This is a genomic window from Sphingomonas sp. NCPPB 2930 (assembly GCF_042867205.1).
In the GTDB taxonomy this organism is placed as follows: domain Bacteria; phylum Pseudomonadota; class Alphaproteobacteria; order Sphingomonadales; family Sphingomonadaceae; genus Sphingomonas.
Genome location: NZ_JBHZQU010000008.1, coordinates 62,274 through 78,144 on the forward strand (window position 1 = coordinate 62,274; position 15,871 = coordinate 78,144).

At 68.0% G+C, this 15,871-nt stretch carries 17 protein-coding genes; 8 read left to right on the forward strand and 9 right to left on the reverse strand.

From position 1 onward, the window contains the following. The first annotated feature begins 117 nt into the window (after positions 1 to 117). Complete coding sequence (locus tag ACFX59_RS10990; RefSeq protein ID WP_387432295.1) at positions 118 to 384, forward strand: hypothetical protein; 267 nt, start codon at positions 118 to 120, stop codon at positions 382 to 384. Positions 385 to 424: 40 nt separating this feature from the next. On the opposite strand, the gene ACFX59_RS10995 is transcribed toward ACFX59_RS10990, so the two are convergent. Next, positions 425 to 2,383, reverse strand: coding sequence for a potassium transporter Kup (locus ACFX59_RS10995; protein WP_387432394.1), 1,959 nt, complete (start codon positions 2,381 to 2,383; stop codon positions 425 to 427). A gap of 146 nt (positions 2,384 to 2,529) precedes the next feature. On the opposite strand from ACFX59_RS10995, the gene pdeM reads away from it, so the two are divergent. After that, entirely contained in the window at positions 2,530 to 3,192 is a 663-nt protein-coding gene (pdeM, locus tag ACFX59_RS11000; RefSeq protein ID WP_309690988.1) for a ligase-associated DNA damage response endonuclease PdeM, read from the forward strand. Positions 3,193 to 3,195: 3 nt separating this feature from the next. Here pdeM and msrA read toward each other — a convergent pair whose 3' ends face one another. The 4 genes from msrA to pabB all read right to left on the reverse strand — a co-directional run bounded on the left by msrA (position 3,196) and on the right by pabB (position 7,392). Further along, positions 3,196 to 3,861, reverse strand: a complete 666-nt coding sequence (msrA, locus tag ACFX59_RS11005; protein ID WP_307101549.1) for a peptide-methionine (S)-S-oxide reductase MsrA — start codon at positions 3,859 to 3,861, stop codon at positions 3,196 to 3,198. Positions 3,862 to 4,007: 146 nt separating this feature from the next. After that, the gene (locus tag ACFX59_RS11010; RefSeq protein ID WP_307101551.1) at positions 4,008 to 4,145 is read right to left on the reverse strand and encodes a hypothetical protein; all 138 of its coding nucleotides are present in this window, start codon (positions 4,143 to 4,145) and stop codon (positions 4,008 to 4,010) included. Positions 4,146 to 4,389: 244 nt separating this feature from the next. Continuing rightward, the gene (locus ACFX59_RS11015; protein WP_307101553.1) at positions 4,390 to 5,589 is read right to left on the reverse strand and encodes a pyridoxal phosphate-dependent aminotransferase; all 1,200 of its coding nucleotides are present in this window, start codon (positions 5,587 to 5,589) and stop codon (positions 4,390 to 4,392) included. A 54-nt stretch (positions 5,590 to 5,643) separates the two neighbouring features. Continuing rightward, positions 5,644 to 7,392, reverse strand: coding sequence for an aminodeoxychorismate synthase component I (pabB, locus tag ACFX59_RS11020; RefSeq protein ID WP_387432298.1), 1,749 nt, complete (start codon positions 7,390 to 7,392; stop codon positions 5,644 to 5,646). Positions 7,393 to 7,473: 81 nt separating this feature from the next. On the opposite strand from pabB, the gene ACFX59_RS11025 reads away from it, so the two are divergent. Further along, the gene (locus ACFX59_RS11025) at positions 7,474 to 8,145 is read left to right on the forward strand and encodes an MBL fold metallo-hydrolase (RefSeq protein WP_307101557.1); all 672 of its coding nucleotides are present in this window, start codon (positions 7,474 to 7,476) and stop codon (positions 8,143 to 8,145) included. A gap of 223 nt (positions 8,146 to 8,368) precedes the next feature. Here the strand turns inward: ACFX59_RS11025 and ACFX59_RS11030 are convergent, their stop codons facing one another. Both ACFX59_RS11030 and ACFX59_RS11035 read right to left on the reverse strand, forming a co-directional pair. Beyond that, positions 8,369 to 10,000, reverse strand: a complete 1,632-nt coding sequence (locus ACFX59_RS11030) for a M28 family metallopeptidase (protein WP_387432300.1) — start codon at positions 9,998 to 10,000, stop codon at positions 8,369 to 8,371. Further along, positions 9,997 to 10,431: an MAPEG family protein gene (locus ACFX59_RS11035; RefSeq protein WP_307104673.1), complete on the reverse strand. Its 435-nt coding sequence runs from the start codon at positions 10,429 to 10,431 to the stop codon at positions 9,997 to 9,999. Before ACFX59_RS11035 ends, ACFX59_RS11030 begins: the two co-directional genes overlap by 4 nt. 205 nt (positions 10,432 to 10,636) lie before the next feature. Here ACFX59_RS11035 and rpmF point away from each other — a divergent pair, with 205 nt between their 5' ends. From rpmF to ACFX59_RS11060, 5 genes are all read left to right on the forward strand, one after another. Then, entirely contained in the window at positions 10,637 to 10,816 is a 180-nt protein-coding gene (gene rpmF / locus ACFX59_RS11040; RefSeq protein ID WP_230482852.1) for a 50S ribosomal protein L32, read from the forward strand. Between the two features lie 38 nt (positions 10,817 to 10,854). Continuing rightward, on the forward strand, positions 10,855 to 11,883 hold the full coding sequence (gene plsX, locus ACFX59_RS11045) for a phosphate acyltransferase PlsX (protein WP_387432302.1): 1,029 nt from the start codon (positions 10,855 to 10,857) through the stop codon (positions 11,881 to 11,883). Further along, positions 11,880 to 12,848: a beta-ketoacyl-ACP synthase III gene (locus tag ACFX59_RS11050; RefSeq protein ID WP_309691029.1), complete on the forward strand. Its 969-nt coding sequence runs from the start codon at positions 11,880 to 11,882 to the stop codon at positions 12,846 to 12,848. Before plsX ends, ACFX59_RS11050 begins: the two co-directional genes overlap by 4 nt. Before the next feature lie 90 nt (positions 12,849 to 12,938). Continuing rightward, the gene (locus ACFX59_RS11055) at positions 12,939 to 13,238 is read left to right on the forward strand and encodes an integration host factor subunit alpha (RefSeq protein WP_307101566.1); all 300 of its coding nucleotides are present in this window, start codon (positions 12,939 to 12,941) and stop codon (positions 13,236 to 13,238) included. Beyond that, positions 13,222 to 13,587, forward strand: a complete 366-nt coding sequence (locus ACFX59_RS11060) for a MerR family transcriptional regulator (protein WP_307101568.1) — start codon at positions 13,222 to 13,224, stop codon at positions 13,585 to 13,587. Before ACFX59_RS11055 ends, ACFX59_RS11060 begins: the two co-directional genes overlap by 17 nt. Before the next feature lie 107 nt (positions 13,588 to 13,694). Here ACFX59_RS11060 and ACFX59_RS11065 read toward each other — a convergent pair whose 3' ends face one another. Then, positions 13,695 to 14,216, reverse strand: a complete 522-nt coding sequence (locus ACFX59_RS11065) for a hypothetical protein (protein WP_387432305.1) — start codon at positions 14,214 to 14,216, stop codon at positions 13,695 to 13,697. Positions 14,217 to 14,273: 57 nt separating this feature from the next. Further along, complete coding sequence (locus tag ACFX59_RS11070) at positions 14,274 to 15,800, reverse strand: peptide chain release factor 3 (RefSeq protein ID WP_387432306.1); 1,527 nt, start codon at positions 15,798 to 15,800, stop codon at positions 14,274 to 14,276. Positions 15,801 to 15,871 lie beyond the last annotated feature (71 nt).

Genomic DNA, 15,871 nt, shown 5'->3' on the forward strand with positions numbered 1-15,871 from the left:
GGTCTCTTTCCCCTCCCCAACCCCTCCCCCTGCCGGGAGAGGGGCTATGCAAGGGCACCATTCCCACCTCTCCCGCGTTGATCGCGTAACGATTTCCACGCGTCAGGAGAGATTGCCATGGATATTGCCCACACCCCCGCCGCCGAACGCATCGCACGCGTGCTGTGCGGCCAGCGGCTCAGCGCCAATGCGGGGGGCGATGCCGAGTCCGCCGGGCGTCTCGTCGACGATCACTGGCGCGAGCATATGACCGATGCGCTGGCGGTGCTGCGCACGCTGCGCGAACCCGATCAGGCGATGGCCGATGCAGGCGATCCCGCCATCTGGGAAAAGATGATCCTCGTGGCGGTCGAGGCCGCCAAGCCGCCCAAGGTCACGCTGTAACCGCTGTTTCTCCCCAGGCGAGTCTGGGGAGGGCCAGTCCCTAGACCGTGACCTGCTCGCCTAGTTCGAGGACCTTGCCCGGCGGAATCCGCAGGAAGTCGGTCGGGTCGCTGGCGTTGCGCTGCAGGAACATGAACACCCGGTCCTGCCAGGGCGGCATGCCCTTTTCCGCTTCGGGCTTGAGCGTGTTGCGGCCGATGAAATAGCTGGTCTTCATCGGGTCCAGCCCCGAATGCCGGGTCTCGACGCCCAGGTCCTTCAGGTCGCGCGGCACGTCGGGCGTTTCCATGAAGCCATAGGTCAGCGTGACGGTCGCGAAATTATCGTCCAGCCGCTCGACATGCGCGCGCCGCTCGGGCGGGACCACCGGACGGTCGGCGGTGCGGATGGTCACCACCAGATTCTGCGCGTGCAGGATCTTGTTGTGCTTCAGATTGTGGAGCAGCGCGCCGGGGGCCGAGGCGGGGTTGGCGGTCAGGAATACGGCGGTCCCCGCCACCCGCTCGGGCGGCCGCTTGGCGAGCGCGGCGGCAAGGTCGGCGAGCGGGATCGCCTGCCGCTTCTCGAAGGCCGAGACGATGCCCCGCCCGCGCACCCAGGTATGGATGATCAGGCCGACGCCCGCACCGACCAACAGCGGCACCCAGCCCCCCTCGATCACCCGCAGGATGTTCGCGCCGAAGAAGACGAGGTCGAGCGCCAGGAAGGGCAGCAGCGCCGCCACCGCAACGCCGCGCGACCAGCCCCAGCGATGCCGCACCACCAGATAGGCCAGGCAGGTGGTCACGACCATCGTGCCCGTCACCGCGATGCCATAGGCCGCCGCCATCGCCGAGGAGGTCTTGAACTGGATCACCAGCACCAGCACCCCGAACAACAGCATCCAGTTGATCGCGGGCAGATAGATCTGCCCCCGGAAATCGGCCGAGGTCTGGCGGACGCGCAGGCGCGGCAACAGCCCCAGCTGGATCGCCTGCTGGGTCAGCGAGAAGGCACCGGTGATCACCGCCTGCGCCGCGATCACGGTGGCAAGGCCCGCCAGCACGATCAGCGCGGGGCGCAACGGCTCGGGCGCCATCAGGAAGAACCAGTCTTGGTTGGCGAAGGGCTGGCCGCTCGCCACCGCCTGTTCCAGCGTCGACAGCGCGAACGCCCCCTGCCCCAGATAGTTGAGCGCCAGCGCGGGCAGGACGAGCGAGAACCAGCCGATGCGGATGGGCAGCCGCCCGAAATGGCCCATATCGGCGGTCAGCGCCTCGGCCCCGGTCACGGTCAGGAACACCGCGCCCAGCACGAACAGCCCGACCAGCCCGTGGCTCGCCAGGAAGCTGACGCCATAGCCCGGCCAGACGACCCGTGCGATCGAGGGTTCGTCGGCGATATGCCAGACGCCCAGCCCGCCGATGACCAGGAACCACAGGATACAGATCGGGCCGAACAGCTTCGACACCTGCGCGGTCCCGCGCGACTGGATACAGAAGAGCACGACCAGGATGACGATGGTGCACAGCCGGATGATATTCTCGTCGAAGATCGTCGCGGCGGCGGGAATGGTGCGCAACCCCTCCATCGCCGACAGCACCGACAGCGCGGGCGTGATGATCGCATCGCCATAAAAGAGCGAGGCGCCCGCCGCGCCCAGCACCAGCGCGACGCGCGACCGCACGCCGGTCGCCCGCCGGGCGAGCGCGGCCAGCGCCAGCACCCCGCCCTCGCCCTGATTGTCGGCGCGCATCAGGAAGACGACATATTTGATCGTCACGACCAGGATCAGCGACCAGAGCGCCAGGCTGAGCACGCCCAGAATCTCGCTGGGGTCGATGCCGTCCCCCGCCGACTGGCCCAGCGCCTCGCGAAAGGCGTAGAGCGGGCTGGTGCCGATATCGCCGAAGACGACGCCGATCGCGCCGATGGTCAGCGCGACCAGCGCGGGGTGGGGCGCATGCGACGATGCGCCGCTCTCCGCCGACTCCACGGATGCGGTCTGGATGCCCGTCATATCGGTCGCCGTCCCCGTCATGTCCGCCGGAACCCCCTGTGCCAAAAGGACGGCGCGCTTTACGCTTCTGCGCGCCTGACGCAAGGGCTTTCCCATAGCCTCTGCAATCGCTTGATCTTGCCAGGCGTCAAGCGCATGGACAGGAAATGGTTCCCTTTTCGTTCGGCGGCCAGGCGTTCAAGGCCCTGGCCGATGGCGCGCTGTTCTGGCCCGCGCGGGGCGCGCTGCTGGTCGCCGATCTCCATCTGGAGAAGGCGAGCTGGTATGCCGGGGGCGGGCAGATGCTGCCGCCCTATGATTCGCTCGCCACGCTGACCGAGCTGACCGCGCTGGTCCGCCAGACCGGCGCGCGCGAGGTCTGGTGCCTGGGCGACAGCTTTCACGATGCGGAGGGGTGCGACCGCCTGCTGCCCGAGGCGCGCGCGATGCTGCTGGCGCTGACCGGCGCGACGCGGTGGATGTGGATCACCGGCAATCACGATCCCGTCCTGCGCGATCGCTGCGGCGGCGCGGTGATGGACGAAGCGGCGGTCGACGGGCTGATCCTGCGCCACGAGGCCGATCCCGCCGAGACGCGGCCCGAATTGTCGGGCCATTTCCATCCCAAGCTGCGCCTGCGCGTCCGGGGCAAGATGGTCGCGCGCCGCTGTTTCGTGGGCACCGCGCGCAAGCTGGTCCTGCCCGCCTTCGGGGCGCTGACCGGGGGGCTGGACGTCGACCATCCCGCGCTGGTTCAGGCGGTCGGTCGCCCGGCCGAGGCGCTGGTGCCCGTGCGCGACCGGATGCTGCGCTTTCCGGTCGCGGCCTGAAGCCTATCCCGCGCGCGCCAAATCGGGGAAGCCCGCGCGGAAGCCCGCCACCTTGGGCTTGTCCCAGCGGACGATATAGGGATGGCCGGGATTGCGGTCGTAGAAATTCTGGTGATCCGCCTCGGCGGGGAAGAAACGCCCCTGCTCGATCCGCGTGGTGATCGGCCGGGCAAAGGCATGGGCCTGGCTCAGCTGCGCGATATAGGCGCGTGCCACCCGCGCCTGTTCGGGCGACTGGGCGAAGATCGCCGAGCGATAGCTGGGACCGCGATCGGGCCCCTGTCCGCCGACCTGGGTCGGGTCGTGCGCGATCGAGAAATAGACGCGCAGCAGCGTGGCATAGGAGACCTGCGCGGGGTCGTAGGTGATCCGGATCGCCTCGGCATGGCGGGTCCGCTCGGTCGAGACGGCGGCATAATTGGCATCGGCCGCCCCGCCCCCGGCATAGCCCGCGGTGACGCCGCGCACGCCCTTCACCCGCTCGAACACCGCCTCCATGCCCCAGAAACAGCCGCCCGCCAGGACCGCCACCTGCGGACGCCGTGCGGCGGGCAGGTCGAGCGTCGCCTTGGGCAACGGCACGGCACGCTCGGCGTGCGCGGGAAGCGAGGACAAGGCGACCGCTCCGAATGCGGTCGCGGCCAGGGCGATGCAGAGGCTATTGCGCATCGCCGGGATATGGGGTGTTTTTGGGGTTCGGCCAGGGGCTGGCGTTGTAGCGTGGGCTTTGACTTCGCTCAGCCTGAACGGCTGATTGCGTCATGCTTTCCCGGCCTCCGTTCCGCCTGCGCGAAGTCGAAGGCCAGGCCCGTCGCTTAGCGAACCGCCTCGACCGGGGCCGAACCGTAACGGCTGGGCGCCTCGGCGGGGTGAAGCACGATGAGGCCCAGAGCACCCAGCGCAAATCCGCCGGCGAACTGCCACACGAAGCTGGACTTGAGGAGGGCACGCATTCGTCTTCACCTGTCTAAAACGGGTCGCCCCCGAATGGGCGGCGATCTTCCGGGCGCCATCTGGTCGATCCGCGTCCTTCCGACAATGGCATTTATAGAAACACAGCATTAACGGCACGTGGACGTGTCGTTCATGCCACAGTTAGGCCTTATTGCTGCGGCGCACATGGGGATAGGAAAAAGCCCGCAGGTACAGCCTTTTGGTCATACCCACGGGCTTTCGCACCGCCGCAAGGGCGGGAAATTATTTCAGCGCGGCGCAGGCCGTCTGGATGCGGGTGCACGCTTCCTTGAGCAGTGCGTCCGAGGTCGCATAGCTGATTCGCATCGCGGGCGAGAGGCCGAACGCCGCGCCCTGCACCGCCGCGACCTTCGCATCGTCGAGCAGATAGCCGACAAACGCCTCGTCGCTGTCGATCAACCGGCCCGAGGGCGTGGTCTTGCCGATCAGCGGCGCGAAGGACGGATAGACGTAGAAGGCCCCCTCAGGCGTTGGGCAGGTCATGCCGTCGATTGCGTTGAGCATCGACACGACCATGTCGCGCCGCGCCTGGAACGCCAGATTGCGCTCGGCCAGGAAGCTCTGGTCGCCGGTCAGCGCCGCCGTCGCCGCCGCCTGCGCGATCGAGCAGGGGTTGGAGGTCGACTGCGACTGGAGCTTGGCGATGGCCTTGATCAGCCAGGGCGCGCCGCCCGCATAGCCGATTCGCCAGCCGGTCATCGCATAGGCCTTGGAACAGCCGTTGACGGTCAGCGTGCGCTCGTACAGCTCGGGGCAGACCTGCGCGATGGTGGCGAAGCGGAAGCCGTCATAGACGATATGCTCGTACATATCGTCGGCGAAGACCCAGACATGCGGATGGCGCAGGATCACCTCGCCCAGCGCCTTCAGCTCGTCGGCGGTATAGCCCGCGCCCGTTGGATTGGACGGCGAGTTGAGGATGACCCACTTGGTCCTGGGCGTGATCGCGGCGTCGAGCGCCTCGGGGGTCAGCTTGTAACCCTGCTCCGGCCCCGCCTTCACGATCACCGGCACGCCGCCTGCGAACTGGACGACGTCCGGATAGCTGACCCAATAGGGCGCAGGGATCACCACCTCGTCGCCCGCATCGATCGTCGCGACCATCGCGTTGAACAGCGTGTGCTTGCCGCCGACATTCACGCTGATCTGGTCGGCCTTGTAGGTCAGGCCGTTGTCGCGCGCGAACTTCTGCGCGATCGCGGCCTTCAGCTCGGGCGTGCCGTCGACGTTGGTATATTTGGTCTTGCCGTCGCGAATCGCCTGGATCGCGGCTTCTTTCACGAAGTCGGGCGTGTCGAAATCGGGCTCGCCCGCGCCCAGCCCGATCACGTCGACGCCGGCGCGCTTCAGCTCCATCACGCGGCTGGTGATGGCGAGCGTGGGGGACGGGCTGATACGGCCGAGCGCGGCGGAGGGCTGCATGGAACGGAACCTTTGCGACAGGAGAGTGCGGGCGCGCTTTAGCGCCCTCCTGCCTCAATCCGCAACCATCTGTGCACGAAACAATCCGCGAAGCGCGTTGCCAAGCAAGAATCCGTCTTGCAGATCGGCACGGGTCAACGGCCCCTCGACCGCGCGACCGCTCTCGATCAAATGGCCGCGCAGCACGCCGGGCAGCAGCCCCTGCGCCAGCGGCGGCGTCACCAGCTTGTCGCCGCGCGCGACGAACAGCGAGGTATAGCTGCCCTCGGTCAGATAGCCGTCGGGCGTCTCGAACACGACCTCGGCCGTGCCCGCCGCCACCCGCGCCGAGTCGTAGAAGCCGCGCGCGCTGGTCTTGTGGCGCAGCCGCAGGTCGGACGCGGCGACGGGCAGCGGCACGATCCGCACCGGCACCACCCCGTCGAACGGCGCCGGACGCGGCGCGACCTCGACCACCACCGCGCCGCTACGCGCCAGCAACAGCCGGATGCGCCGGGTATCGCGCAGGCGGAAGGTCGCCGCCTGCAACTCGTTGCGTGCGTCATGCCGGTCGAAGGTGAAGCCCAGCGCCGCCGCGCTCGCCTTCATCCGGGCGAGATGCTCCTCCAGATGCTGGATGCCGTCGACGGGATCGAAGGCCATGGTCTCGATCAGATCGACATCGCTGCGCCCGCCGTCCAGGAAGGCGGCCTTGGCGAGGCATTCGTCCCACTCGTCCGCCGCCACCGAGTCGGCGACCACCCCCGATCCCAGCCCCAGCGTCGCATGGTCGGCGCCGTGCGGCCAGGTCAGGGTGCGGATCGCAACGTTGAACATCGCATCGCCATCCGCATCGAGTCGCCCGATCGCGCCGGTATAGAGGCCGCGGGGCGAATCCTCGATCTCCGCGATCGCCTGCATCGCGCGGATCTTGGGCGCGCCGGTGATCGAACCGCAGGGGAAAAGCGCGGACAGCACGTCCAGCGCGTCCTGCCCTTCGGCCAGATCGGCGGTGACAGTCGACACCATCTGGTGGACGGTCGGATAGGGTTCGACCGCAAAAAGCGCGGGCACCGCGACGCTGCCCGGCCGCGCGACTCGCGACAGGTCGTTACGCATCAGGTCGACGATCATCAGATTCTCGGCGCGCTGCTTGGGGTCGTCGCGCAGTTCCTGCGCCGCGCGCGCATCGGCGGCGGGGTCGTCGTCGCGCCGTGCGGTCCCCTTCATCGGCCGCGCAGTCAGGCGGCCATCCTCCAGCGCGAAGAACAGCTCGGGCGACAGCGACAGGATGGTCGCCTCCTCCGTCGCCACCACCGCGCCCCAGCCCGCGCGCGACCGGGCGCGCAGCCCCGCATAGAGCGCCAGCGGATCGCCCGCGACCGGCACCTGCGCGCGAAAAGTCAGATTGACCTGATAGAGATCGCCCGCCGCGATCAGCGCCTGCACCTCGGCGAATTGCCGGGCATGGCGCTGCGCATCGCCCTCGGGAACCAGATCGCCCGCCCAGGCACCGGCGGGGTCGGGCAGCAGCGCCGCGACATCGACCGTCGCATGATCGCGGAACAGCCCGAACCACAGCAGCGGCCCCTCGACCGCGCGGGCCGTCACCCCCGGCTCGAACGCCGCCCCCGCCTCATAGGCCAGATAGCCAGCGGCATGCAGCCCCTGTCGCTGCGCGCGGCGTAGCGCGGCCAGCGCGGGGGCGACCTGTTCGGGGCGATGCGCGGTCACGATGTCGACCGGCGCGGTATAGAGACGCGCGGCCGCTCCCCCGTGGCGGGCATCGTCCAGCAGGACGAACGGAGGGGGGTTCACGATCATGAAGGGCCATGCATGCACGGCCCGCCCCCGCACATGCAAGTATCGATTGGCCGATCCTGTGCCATTGCCTATCTCGGGGGGATGACCGACCCCTTGCAAAATCCGCCGCTGCGCGCCGCGATCGTCCCCGTCACCCCGCTTCAGCAGAATTGCTCGATCGTCTGGTGCACCGCGACGATGAAGGCGGCGGTGGTCGATCCCGGCGGCGATCTGCCGCGCATCCGGGATGCCATCGCCAAGACCGGCGTGACGGTGGAAAAAATCCTGCTGACCCATGGCCATATCGACCATGCGGGCGGCGCCAAGGCGCTGTCCGATATGCTGGGCGTGCCCGTGGAGGGTCCGCAGGAGGAGGATCGATTCTGGCTGGCGCGGCTGGACGAGGACGGCCAGGCTTATGGCATCCCCGCCCAGGTGCTGGAGCCGACCCGCTGGCTGTCGGAGGGCGACACGGTGACGATCGGCGACCTGACGCTCGATGTGTACGAGACGCCGGGGCATACGCGCGGCCATGTGATCTTCCACCATGCGCCGTCGCATTTCGCGCTGGTCGGCGACGTGCTGTTCCAGGGCTCGGTCGGGCGCTCGGACCTGCCCGGCGGGGATCACGACACGCTGATCCGCTCGATCGTCGAGAAGCTCTGGCCGCTGGGCAACGAGACCGCCTTCATCCCCGGCCATGGCCAGCCCAGCACCTTCGGGCATGAGCGGCAGAGCAATGCCTTCGTGGCGGACCGGGTCTTGGGGCTTTGACCCGTCGCCCCAGCGCAGGCTGGGGCCTTTGTCATCTGGGGTCAGGTGGGGCGTGGGCTTCGACTTCGCTCAGCCTGAACGGAGGTTGAGAAGAGAACCCACTCCCTACACCCCGTTCAGCCCGAGCCCTACCCCCGTTCAGCCTGAGCCCTTGGGCTGGCTGGCAAGCCAGCCGCTCAGGATAAACTTCGGCGCTTTGCGCCGAAGTCGAAGGCCAAGGGAATCACTTCCGCTCCGCAGCACTCTCCGCCCGAATCGCCTTGAACTCGGACCCCGCGCGCCATTCCGGCCAGTCCCGCCCATCCGCCAGATCGCGCCCGATCCGGTAGAACAGCCCGACATCCGCCGCCGCCCCGCGCAAATCCCACTTCGCGTCCCAGGCGTCGCAGGTCTGGTGGTAGCAGCGCATATAGGCGTCGAGCCATGCCTGCCCCGCCGGGCGTCCCCCGGCCACCAGATCGGGCGCGCCGCTGATCGCCATCAGCAGCAGCGTCGGCACGCCGCGCCGCGCGACCGAGAAGTGATCGGCGCGGTAGAACAGCCCGCGCTCGGGCAGCGCCTCGGGGGTCACCGTGCGCCCTTGCGCGGCGGCGGCGACCTTCAGCCGGTCCTCCAGATCGTTCTGCCCGTCTCCGACCAGCATCACGTCCCGCGACGGTCCCGCCGTCTGGAGGATGTCGAGCGTCAGGTTCGCGACCGTCTTGGCCAACGGCGTGACCGGGTTCACCGCATAGGTCTCGGACCCCAGCAGGCCGCGCTCCTCGCCGGTCCACAGCGCGAAGACGAGGCTGCGGTCGGTGCGTGGCGCCGCCTTGAACGCGCGCGCCAGTTCCAGCACGCCCGCCACGCCCAGCGCATCGTCATTGGCGCCCGGCCGGATCACCCGGCCCTGCGCGTCCGGCGCACCCTTGCCATAGGCGTCCCAATGCGCGCCGAACATCACCACCTCGTCGGGGTGCGTCCTGCCGGGCAGCCTGGCCAGCACGTTGCGGCTTTCCGCGCGCACCGTCTTGACCGGCAGATCGGCGGAGAATCGCTGCCCCTCCAGCGTGACGGGGCGGAAATCGGCCCGCCGCGCACGGGCACGCTGCTGCGCCAGGTCGAGCCCGGCGGCGGCGAACAGCTTCGTTGCCGCCTCGCCCGACAGCCAGCCCTGAAGCAGCACGCGCGAGGTCGGATCGGCGCGGACGATATCGTAATTCTCGCCCGCCGGGGCCGTCACCGTCGCCCAGCCATAGCCCGCGCCCGGCGTGTCATGGACGATCAGCGCGCCGATCGCGCCCTGTCGCGCGGCTTCCTCATATTTATAGGTCCAGCGGCCATAATAGGTCATCCGCCGGTCGCCGAACTTCCCCTTGGCGTCGTCGCCCGGAGCGGCCTCGAAATCGGGATCGTTGACCAGGAAGACCGCGATCTTGCCCTTCAGGTCGACGCCCTTGAAATCGTCCCAGCCGCGCTCGGGCGCATGGACGCCGTACCCGACGAACACCATCGGCGCGTTCGCAATCGCCACCCGGTCGACGGGCCGCACGGTCGAGACATAGACGCCCTGCCCCTGGACGAGCGGCATCGCGCCCGCGCGCATCGTCCCCTGCCCGATCTGGGTACGGATCAGCGGCACCGGCTGGGTCCATTGTCCGTTCGGACCGCCGGGTTGCAGCCCCATTGCCTTGAACTGCGCGACCAGCCAGTCGACGGTCTTCGCCTCGCCCGGGGTGCCCGGCGCGCGCCCCTCAAAGGCGTCGGAGGCGAGCGTCTTCACATCCGCCGACAGCCGCGCGGGCGAGATGGGGTCGGGTGCGGCAGCGGTCAGCGCGACGGCGGCCAGGCCGATCAGGGGAAGGCGAATCATCATCGGTCGATCCTCACGACGGTGGTGGTCGCGACAGGCACGGCCTGCGCGGTATAGACGATCCCGATCGCCCAGCCGGCCAACAAGGCCAGGATCGCCCAGGTTCCGATCGCCCCGCCCGCGCGACCGACATTGGGCGCGGGCCGGGTCATGCCCCAGCCATGGCCGATCCGCGCGACGATGAACGCACCGCCCAGCACCCACAGCCAGAAGCGCGCGCCACCCGCCAGTTCGATCAGCCCCATCAGGATCAGGACGAAGGGCGCATATTCGACGAAATTGGCCTGGGCCCGCATCCCCGCCACGAGTCGCGAATCGCCCCCGTCGCCGATCAGGATCTTGCCGCGAAACCGCCCGACGACGATTCGCAGCGCGAGCCACAGATTGACCAGCGCGGCGGCCGCCGCGATGCTGAGCGTGACCGGCAGGACCATAAGCGCCATATTCTCCGTAGATTGAACCCGAACACCGCGTGCCATTCTGCGGCGATGCTTGCAACATCGGCAAAACTCGCTATAGGCGCGGGGCTTCGCGATGCGTCCGGCTGGGTGCTCACGCGGCCGGGTCTTCGATCCGGGCGCGCAATGGGTGCTGACCGTGGCGTATTCCACCCATTGTTCGAATTGATAAGGTGCCGCAATGGCCGTCCCCAAGAGAAAGACTTCGCCCTCCAAGCGCGGCATGCGCCGTGGCCACGACTCGCTGTCGATCGCCGCGTTCCAAGAATGCCCGAACTGCGGCGAGCTGAAGCGTCCGCACAATCTGTGCACCGCTTGCGGCCACTATAACGGCCGTGAGGTCGTGTCGGTCGAGGGCTGATCCCCTCTTCCTGGCAATAACGACCGTTAGAGGAACGCATGGCCGATAACGCCTGGATCGCCGTCGATGCGATGGGCGGCGACGACGGGCTGGCCGTGATGCTGGCCGGTGTCGCCAGAGCGCGACGCCGCTTCGAAGGCATGCGCTTCCTGCTGGTCGGGGACGAGGCGCAGATTGCGGAGGGGTTGAAGACCCATCCCAATCTGTCCGCCGCGTCCGAAATCGTGCACGCGCCCGAAGTGGTCGGCTCGAGCGAGAAGCCGAGCCAGGCGATTCGGCGTGCGCGCACGACATCGATGGGTATCGCCATCGATTTGGTGAAGCGTGGCCGCGCCGCCGCCGCCGTGTCGTCGGGCAATACCGGCGCGTTGATGGCGATGGCCAAGTTGTCGCTGCGCACCCTGCCCGGCATCGACCGGCCCGCGCTCGCGGCACCGTTGCCCACGCTGGGCGACAATGACGTCGTCATGCTCGACCTCGGCGCGAATACCGAGTGCGATGCACGCAACCTCGTCCAGTTCGCAGTGATGGGCGCGGCCTATGCCCGCATCCTGCTCGAACTCGACAATCCGCGCGTCGCCTTGCTCAATATCGGGTCCGAGGATCAGAAGGGCACCGACGAGATTCGCGACGCGGCCGCCGTGCTGCGCGGGCAGAGCCATCTGCCCCTGAACTTCACCGGCTTCATCGAGGGCAACCAGCTCGCCCGCGGTGAGGTCGACGTCATCGTGTGCGACGGATTTGCCGGAAACATCGCGCTCAAGACCGCCGAGGGAACCGCGCGTTTCGTCGGCGATCTGCTGAAGCGCGCCTTCCGCTCCTCGACCCGGTCGAAGATCGGCTTCCTGATCTCGCGCCCCGCAACCGAATTGCTGCGCGACCACCTCGACCCCAACAATCATAATGGCGCGGTCTTTCTGGGCCTGAACGGCGTGGTGGTGAAGAGCCATGGCGGCGCGACCGAACTGGGCGTCGCCACCGCGATCGGCAATGCGGCCAAGATGGTGCGCGCCGACCTGACCCGGCGGATCGCCGAGGATCTCCTGAACTTCGAGGCTGCGGCATGATACGCTCGATCGTCACCGGCACGGGCTCGGCGCTTCCCACCCGGCGGGTGTCGAACGCGGAACTGGCGCAGGAGGTCGACACTTCCGACGAGTGGATCGTCGAGCGGACGGGCATCCGCTTCCGCCATATCGCAGGCCCCGAGGAGACGACCGCGACACTGGCCGCCGACGCCGCCAAGGCCGCGATCGCCGCCGCCGGCCTGTCGGCGCAGGACATCGACCTGATCGTCCTGGCCACCGCCACCCCCGACCAGACCTTCCCCGCCACCGCGACCAAGGTCCAGGCGATGCTGGGCATCAACGACTGCGTCGCGTTCGACGTCGCCGCGGTCTGCTCGGGCTTTCTCTATGCGGTGCAGGTCGCCGACGCGATGCTGCGCAGCGGCGTGCAGCGTCGCGCGCTGGTGATCGGCGCGGAAACCTTCAGCCGCATCCTCGACTGGGAGGATCGCACCACCTGCGTCCTGTTCGGCGACGGCGCGGGCGCGATGGTGCTGGAGGCGCGCGAGAGCGACGACGCCCAGGGCCGCGGCATCCTGGCGACCCGGCTGCATGCCGACGGCCGCCACAACGGCCTGCTCTATGTCGATGGCGGTCCCTCGACCACCGGCACGGTCGGCAAGTTGCGGATGAAGGGTCGCGAAGTCTTTCGCCACGCCGTCGTCAATCTGGCGCAAGTCATGGAAGAAGCACTGGGTCTTGCCGGTCTGTCGTCGTCCGATGTCGACTGGGTCGTGCCGCACCAGGCCAATGCCCGCATCCTCGACGCGACCGCGCGCAAATTGGACCTTCCCGCCGGAAAGGTTGTCGTTACGGTCGACCAACATGCCAACACCTCCGCCGCCTCGGTTCCGCTGGCGCTGGATACGGCGGTCCGGGACGGACGAATCAAGGAAAATGATCTGATCGTTCTGGAGGCAATGGGCGGCGGCTTTACCTGGGGGGCAGCGGTAATCCGCTTCTGAACAATCGATTTTGCTTAACCGAGATAAATCCCTTTCGGTCGCATATTGCGCTGTGTTAGGCGCAATCTGAGACACCATTGGGGGATGGACATGACTAAAACCGGAACTTTGACCCGCGCCGATCTTGCCGAGTCGCTTCATCAGGAAGTGGGGCTCTCGCGCTCCGATTCCGCCGAAGTGGTCGAACAGATCCTCGTCGAGATGTGCGATGCCCTGTCGCGCGGCGAGAATGTCAAGATTTCCGGTTTTGGCACCTTCGTGCTGCGTGACAAGGGAGAGCGGATCGGCCGCAATCCCAAGACCGGGATCGAGGTGCCGATCGCACCCCGCCGCGTCCTGACCTTCCGCGCCAGCCAAATGATGCGCGATCGCATTGTCGCGGCGGGATAGACCCGAGCGTCCTTCCGACGGCGGAAAGGCCGATGGTGCCCTGCGCACCATCGGTGAGGCGTCGCGCGAGACCGGCGTGGCGCAGCATGTCCTGCGCTATTGGGAAGGCCGCTTCCCACAGCTCAAGCCGGTGCAGCGGGCGGGCAATCGCCGCTATTATCGCCCTGACGACCTGACGCTGATCCGCCGGATCGACCGGCTGCTCAACCAGCAGGGCTATACCGTGCGCGGCGTCCAGCAGCTGTTCGAGGGCGAGGCCAAGGCGAAAGACGATCCCGCGACGATGCTGCGTGCGATTCGCGACTCGCTGGCCGAGGGATTGGCCTGGGACGACCGGGCGGAGCGCTAGGCGTCGGGGCGTGGCCTTCGACTTCGCTCAGGCTGAACGGATAATCGTACCTTATCCCAAACCCCGTTCAGGCTGAGCGAAGTCGAAGCCCACGCCCTGCCCTAAACTCAAGCGGAGGCGACCACCCCGCCCTGCTCGCCCAGCAGCAGATCCCGGCATGCCCGGTTATAGGCGTGCGCCCGCCACCAGAACCATCCGCCATTGCCCACGCCCCAGGCCGCGACGCCCAGCGCCGCCCAAGGCACCGCGCGCGCCACGCGGCCGCCGCGCGCCGCGACCCGGCCCGCCGCCAGCCCGCCCTGGCCGATCCGGCGGGCGGTCTTGGCCAGCCGTCCCGCCGCTCGCGCCTGTGACAACAGCCCCGAACCGCCGCGCAGGTCACTCAGGATCGCGGCCGGGCCGACAAAGCCCTTGAGCTTGCCGACGATCTCCTGCGCCTCGATCGCCATGCCGGGTTCCAGCTGACGCCGCTGCGCGCCGGTCAGGCCATAGGCGTCGGCGATCTGGTCGATCGTCTCGGCCAGGCTTTCGGTGCCGATGGTCAGCGCCTTGGCCCCCGCCTTCAACGCGCGGCGGCGGATCAGCTTCTCATTGGCCTCGAAGGTCGCTTCGATCGCGGTACGGTCCATGATGGGTCCCTGTTCGTGCATGGACCGTTGAAGCCGCGAAACGGCCCGCCGGTTCCCTTATCGTTCGCGCGTGGCGAGGAAACGGACCTTGGGATAGCGATCGGCGACATAGCCGACCTCCCAGGCGCTCTTGGCGAGGAAGACGGGGTTGTCGTCGCGATCCTTGGCCATGGCCGAGCGGTTCAGGTCCATGAACGCCTTCAGGTCGGCGGGGTCATCCGCCGTGATCCAGCGCGCGGTGTCGAACGGCGCGGGCTCCAGCCCGGCCGCAACCTTATATTCCGCATCCAGCCGCGACAGCAGCACGTCGAGCTGGAGCTGCCCGACCACGCCGATGATCCAGTTCGACCCGATCTCCGGATAGAAGACCTGGGTCACCCCCTCCTCGGCCATGTCGTCCAGCGCCTTGCGGAGCTGCTTGGTCTTGGTCGGGTCCTTCAGCGCGACGCGGCGCAGGATTTCGGGCGCGAAATTGGGCAGGCCGGTGAAGCGGACATCCGCCCGCTCCGACAGCGTGTCCCCGACACGGAGCGTGCCGTGATTGGGGATGCCGATGATGTCGCCCGGAAACGCCTCGTCCGCGACTTCGCGATTCTGCGCAAAGAACAGGATCGGCGAATGGACCGCGATCGGCTTGCCATGGCCCGTGGGGGTCAGCTTCATGCCGCGCTTGAAGGTGCCCGAGCAGAGTCGCATGAACGCGATCCGGTCGCGATGCTGCGGGTCCATGTTCGCCTGCACCTTGAAGACGAAGCCGGTGACTTCCTTATTCTCCGGCGCGACGGGGGCGGGCTCGGCGGGCTGCGGGCGGGGCGGCGGCGCGTGGCGGCTGAGCGCGTCGATCAGCTCGGCGACCCCGAAATCCTTCAGCGCGGAGCCGAAATAGACCGGCGTCAGGTCGCCGTTGCGATAGGCCTCGCCATCGAACGCGGCATAGCCCGCCTGGGCCAGCTCGACCTCCTCGGCGATCTCGGCGGGCAGCGTCGGCGCGTCGTCGACCTTGCCCAGGAACGCGCGGCTGTCGCCCTCGGGACGGCTGACCTTGCCGGTGGTCAGATCGAGAATGCCCTCGAACAGCCCGCCCATGCCGACCGGCCAGCTCATCGGCGCGACGTCGAGCGCCAATATGTCGGCGATCTCGTCGAGCAGCTCGAAGGGCGGACGGCCCTCGCGATCGACCTTGTTGACGAAGGTGATGATCGGCACCGAGCGCAGGCGGCACACCTCGAAGAGTTTCCGCGTCTGCGCCTCGATACCGCGCGCGGCGTCGATGACCATCACGGCCGAGTCGACCGCGGTCAGGGTGCGATAGGTGTCCTCTGAGAAATCCTCGTGGCCCGGCGTGTCGAGCAGGTTGAAGGTCACGCCGTCCTTCTCGAACGTCATGACCGAGGAGGTGACCGAGATGCCGCGCTGCTGCTCGATCTTCATCCAGTCCGACCGTGCCCGCCGGTTCTGGCCGCGCGCCTTGACCTCACCCGCCAAGTGGATCGCGCCGCCGAAATAGAGCAGCTTTTCGGTCAGCGTCGTCTTACCGGCGTCAGGGTGCGAGATGATCGCGAAGGTACGGCGGGGGGAAGTCATGGGCGGCTCTGTCGAATAGGGAATTGGCGCATCCGAGCGCCCGAGATGATCCGCCTGTTACAGCAAATTGT